Here is a 3,949-nt window from a genome sequence, read left to right as displayed (position 1 = left end):
TAACATTTGCCAAGTACATAAGTGTACAGAAAATCGTAAAGTATTTTTTCATTTTTTCTCTTTAATGGTTATAATACAGGCTATCTTTCAAATTAATGAACTGATAGCCTGAATTTTTTAATTGTCTGCGATGATTTTCACTATTCTAACATTTGCAACATATTCGTTGCAATTATTTGAATTCCAAGCTCTGTATGCATTTGCAACTTGTGCATCAGTTGTACCATCTGGAAAAGACCTTGTTGTGGATAACCCACATGTACCAACAAAACGCACAACTCTTGCAGCAGAAGCTACGATTGTACATAACAAAAATGCAAATAAAAATACTTTTTTCATAATGAAATAATAAATTGTTAATAAATGAGTAATCATTTTTCATTTGCAATGTAAAAATAACGTGCACTTTATTTTTTTCATATAAAATGTTAAAATGACATTTGCAAATTTAATATCGTTTTTAAATTAATTGTTAAAAAAGTTGGGTAAATCATACCTATATTTTTGGGTTTTTATTATTTTTGTAAAAAAATAAAATGGGTGTAGGAACAAATATAAAAAGATTAAGATCAAAAACTAAATTAAGTCAACAAGACGTTGCAGATTTAGTAGGGGTAGATAAAAATACTTATGCTAATTGGGAGAATCAAACCAATGATATCAAATCTGAGCACATACCAAAATTAGCACAAATATTTCATGTAGAAATAAAAGATTTGTTTGATCAAAGTATTCCAAAAATTGAAATTAATATTAACAAGCAGGTAAGTAAAGATAAATCCTTGAACAATAGTGTTGTTTTAGTTATGCCAGATAAAGAAACAGTAGAAAAACTTATAGCTGTTATTAGAACAAGGTTCGATATTTGATTTAGATTTTGTAGCACTATTAAAAATATTCTTGCGAAAAAATCAGTTTTTTATGTTTACTCTTAAATTCCTAAATCCGGAATCTATTTTTGAAACGCTCTTTGCAATTTTAGCGTCAGTTCTTTTTTAAAACTGTTTTGCAAAATCGATTGCTTGATGCGTTCTTTTCGATCGGGATTCAATAAATAATCCACAGCAACTTGCTTATAGTACAAATCTTTTTTGACAAATAAAGTTGAATCAATATCACTATAATCGTTGGTGATTTTGGCAATTTTCTCTTTCACTTCCAGCCGAAATTGCTCTACTTTATATTCGTAAGCGGTTTTGACCAAGAAATATTGCATCACAATCAACCCGACCAAAACTGCCGAAGAAATAATAATCAATACGTTTATTTTTTGTCGCATAAGTTTATAAATACTCTTCAAAAATACATCTTTTCTCACATAAATTACACATTAACCCAGCATTAACCTACGATTAACGTTCGCAATGCGTATTTAAACCCACATTTGTAATCAAATCAAAACGATGAATCACATAATTTACATTACTATGTTTTTACTGTCCAAAACCTTTGCATTCGCTCAAAAAATTCCAGAAGATTTTGGGTACCGACACATCAAAATGAAATATTTGGACGACCCAGTGAATATTATTGTGATTTCAAAACCAGGCGAAGAAAAAATAGCAAAGCCTTTATTTCTTTTTTGTCAAGGAAGTTTGCCACAACCGGTCGTGAAGTACGATGAAACGGGTTTGTACGGAACTTTGCCTTTCGACGAAACTCCTTTTTTGGATGAATTTCATATTGTAATTATTGGCAAACCATTTGTTCCGATTATTTCAAACGTCAATAAATTGGGTAAAAACTACATGTTTTTCAAAGACAAAGAGCACGAAATTCCACCCAAAGGCTACATTGATAGAAATTATTTGGACTATTATGTGTTTAGAAATAATTCGATTTTGAAACAATTATTTAAAGAGCGATGGGTCAAAACCAACCAACTTTTAGTCGCCGGACATTCAGAAGGAAGTACGGTTGCGGTAAAAATGGCGTCTTTGAATAAAAAAATCACACATCTCATTTATTCTGGAGGAAATCCCTACGGAAGAATTACAAGCATTTTAGAACAAAGTCGGTCTCAAGAAACCGAAAGTTTGCCACAAGGCCAAAAAGTGGTCGAGCATTGGAAGAATATCGTTGCCAATCCGACCCAAATTCAATACGACGGTGGTGACACTTTCAAAGCAACTTATAGTTTTTCGCTTCCGCAACGGGACAATCTGATGCAGTTGAAAATTCCCGTTTTAATTACGTACGGAACCGAAGATTGGAGTGTGGCGTATAATGATTTATTTCAAATTGAAGCCATTCAGCAACACAAAAGAAATATTACTTTTAAAAGTTACGTAGGTCTAGAACACAATTATTTTCCAAAAAACGAACATGGCGAAATTATTGAAGAGGAATACAATTGGGATAAAGTAGCAGGAGATTGGATGGATTGGTTGACGAAATGAAATGCGAACGCTAAAATATAAATAGCAGAAAGATTCCGTTTTGTTAAGCGATTTTAACCGAATTATTTAGTAATTCAACATTAAAATTGACCTTGGCTTTTAACGCACTAAAAACACGTAGTACGGTCTCTACCGTTACATTTGTAGTGTTGTTTTCAAGTTTAGAAATTTGAGCTCTCTGAACACCGATAAGTTTTCCAAGCTCTTCTTGTGTCATATTTCTTTCCAACCGTACTTTCTTAATCAAATCCCCAAGTACCTCCATTTGAAGCTCTTGTTCATAAAGTGTTCTTTTTTCAGTTCCGATTTCTCCGATAAATTCATCTTTTATCTGATCAAAAGAAAACATCTCTAATTTGGAATTTTTAGTGCTCATATTTTTATTTTTAAGTTCAAAGTAGCTTAAACGAATACTTATTGCTCTGATAAGATGTTAATTAGCGAGAAATTTAATTTTCCACTTCAAGCATCAATTTTCCTGGAATTGTAATAATTTTTCCTTTATAAGGAATTTTTATTGAAAATTCGGGACTATTATCATTTATTGATTTGGGTATAAATTCATAATTAAATCTTGTCCCATCGTTTTCGCCCACTTTAAATTCTTTGCCATCTTCAATTCTATAAATTTCATACTTTGGTAATTTTCGACCATAAGTTTGAAATAACATTACAATATTATTTTTCTTTCCAACTTTTAAAACTGCATCGTCGGAAATTCCAAGTAGAATTTGAGAGTATAAAAACTCTTCTTCATTTCTTTGTAATGAATCTTTTAGAATTTTATTTTGTGCTTCGAGTGTTGAAATTTTGGTTAACAAATTCTTTACTTCTAGGGAATTTTCAGCAGATTTATTACAACTTAAAACAAGCATTAAAACAATTATAATTAGTAGTTTTTTCATAAATAAATAGTAAAAAATCAACCCTCTTCTTCCTCCAAACCCTCTACTTCTTCGTCATTTTGATTCAACTCAAAAAAACTAAAAAACGAACCGCCATAACCTTTTTGAAAAGAAAAATTATCGAGTTCCGTCATTTTGGTGTATTTTGAATGTTCGATAATCATCATCCCGTCGTCTTCTAATAATTCGCGTTCAAAAACGGTTTTCACAATTTTTTCAAAGGTTTCTTGGTCAAAACCATAGGGTGGATCGGCAAAAATAATGTCATACGAACTCGTGTTTTTTTGCAAAAAAGCCATCACATCGCTTTTGATTGCCGTAATGGTAAAATCAAATTCTTGTGCGGTTTGCTTGATGAATTTGATACATCCAAAATCGCCATCTACAGCAATTACGTTGTCGCAACCGCGTGAAGCAAACTCATAACTGATGTTTCCGGTTCCAGCAAATAAATCCAAAACTTTGAGTCCGCTGAAGTTAAAATGGTTGTTCAAAACATTAAACAAGGCTTCTTTACTCATATCCGTTGTGGGACGAACAGGTAAATTTTTGGGTGGCGAAATGCGTCTTCCTTTGTATTTTCCGGATATGATTCTCACGATTGAAAAAGTATAAAATGCTTTAAATTGTCGGCTTTTGTAAAAT

Annotated in this window: 7 protein-coding genes; 2 read left to right on the top strand and 5 right to left on the bottom strand. The window is 31.7% G+C overall.

The annotated features are described in order from the left end of the window. Positions 1–117: 117 nt before the first annotated feature. A complete protein-coding gene (locus ACIQ2X_RS14395; RefSeq protein ID WP_396179641.1) occupies positions 118–339 on the bottom strand; it encodes a hypothetical protein in 222 nt (73 codons plus the stop codon). 197 nt (positions 340–536) lie between these two features. On the opposite strand from ACIQ2X_RS14395, the gene ACIQ2X_RS14390 reads away from it, so the two are divergent. Then, positions 537–869: a helix-turn-helix domain-containing protein gene (locus ACIQ2X_RS14390; protein WP_396179640.1), complete on the top strand. Its 333-nt coding sequence runs from the start codon at positions 537–539 to the stop codon at positions 867–869. A gap of 83 nt (positions 870–952) precedes the next feature. On the opposite strand, the gene ACIQ2X_RS14385 is transcribed toward ACIQ2X_RS14390, so the two are convergent. Further along, positions 953–1,279 (bottom strand): hypothetical protein, encoded by a 327-nt coding sequence (locus ACIQ2X_RS14385; protein ID WP_396179639.1) that lies wholly within the window; start codon positions 1,277–1,279, stop codon positions 953–955. Positions 1,280–1,403: 124 nt separating this feature from the next. Here ACIQ2X_RS14385 and ACIQ2X_RS14380 point away from each other — a divergent pair, with 124 nt between their 5' ends. Continuing rightward, the gene (locus tag ACIQ2X_RS14380) at positions 1,404–2,399 is read left to right on the top strand and encodes an alpha/beta hydrolase (protein ID WP_396179638.1); all 996 of its coding nucleotides are present in this window, start codon (positions 1,404–1,406) and stop codon (positions 2,397–2,399) included. A gap of 43 nt (positions 2,400–2,442) precedes the next feature. Here ACIQ2X_RS14380 and ACIQ2X_RS14375 read toward each other — a convergent pair whose 3' ends face one another. From ACIQ2X_RS14375 to rsmD, 3 genes are all read right to left on the bottom strand, one after another. Next, on the bottom strand, positions 2,443–2,775 hold the full coding sequence (locus ACIQ2X_RS14375) for a helix-turn-helix domain-containing protein (protein WP_396179637.1): 333 nt from the start codon (positions 2,773–2,775) through the stop codon (positions 2,443–2,445). 73 nt (positions 2,776–2,848) lie between these two features. Beyond that, the gene (locus ACIQ2X_RS14370) at positions 2,849–3,304 is read right to left on the bottom strand and encodes a hypothetical protein (protein ID WP_396179636.1); all 456 of its coding nucleotides are present in this window, start codon (positions 3,302–3,304) and stop codon (positions 2,849–2,851) included. Positions 3,305–3,321: 17 nt separating this feature from the next. Then, a complete protein-coding gene (gene rsmD / locus ACIQ2X_RS14365; protein ID WP_396179642.1) occupies positions 3,322–3,903 on the bottom strand; it encodes a 16S rRNA (guanine(966)-N(2))-methyltransferase RsmD in 582 nt (193 codons plus the stop codon). Positions 3,904–3,949: the final 46 nt, after the last annotated feature.

This window comes from Flavobacterium sp. (genome assembly GCF_044368625.1).
Classification (GTDB): Bacteria; Bacteroidota; Bacteroidia; order Flavobacteriales; family Flavobacteriaceae; genus Flavobacterium.
Note: the sequence above shows the minus strand (reverse complement) of the source record. Positions and strands in the feature narration are given on the sequence as shown.

Bases quoted from the DNA above. Each gene is read 5' to 3' on its own strand.
- ACIQ2X_RS14395 (WP_396179641.1), bottom strand. From the start codon at position 339: ATGAAAAAAGTATTTTTATTTGCATTTTTGTTATGTACAATCGTAGCT.
- ACIQ2X_RS14390 (WP_396179640.1), top strand. From the start codon at position 537: ATGGGTGTAGGAACAAATATAAAAAGATTAAGATCAAAAACTAAATTA.
- ACIQ2X_RS14375 (WP_396179637.1), bottom strand. From the start codon at position 2,775: ATGAGCACTAAAAATTCCAAATTAGAGATGTTTTCTTTTGATCAGATA.
- ACIQ2X_RS14370 (WP_396179636.1), bottom strand. From the start codon at position 3,304: ATGAAAAAACTACTAATTATAATTGTTTTAATGCTTGTTTTAAGTTGT.
- ACIQ2X_RS14385 (WP_396179639.1), bottom strand. From the start codon at position 1,279: ATGCGACAAAAAATAAACGTATTGATTATTATTTCTTCGGCAGTTTTG.
- ACIQ2X_RS14380 (WP_396179638.1), top strand. From the start codon at position 1,404: ATGAATCACATAATTTACATTACTATGTTTTTACTGTCCAAAACCTTT.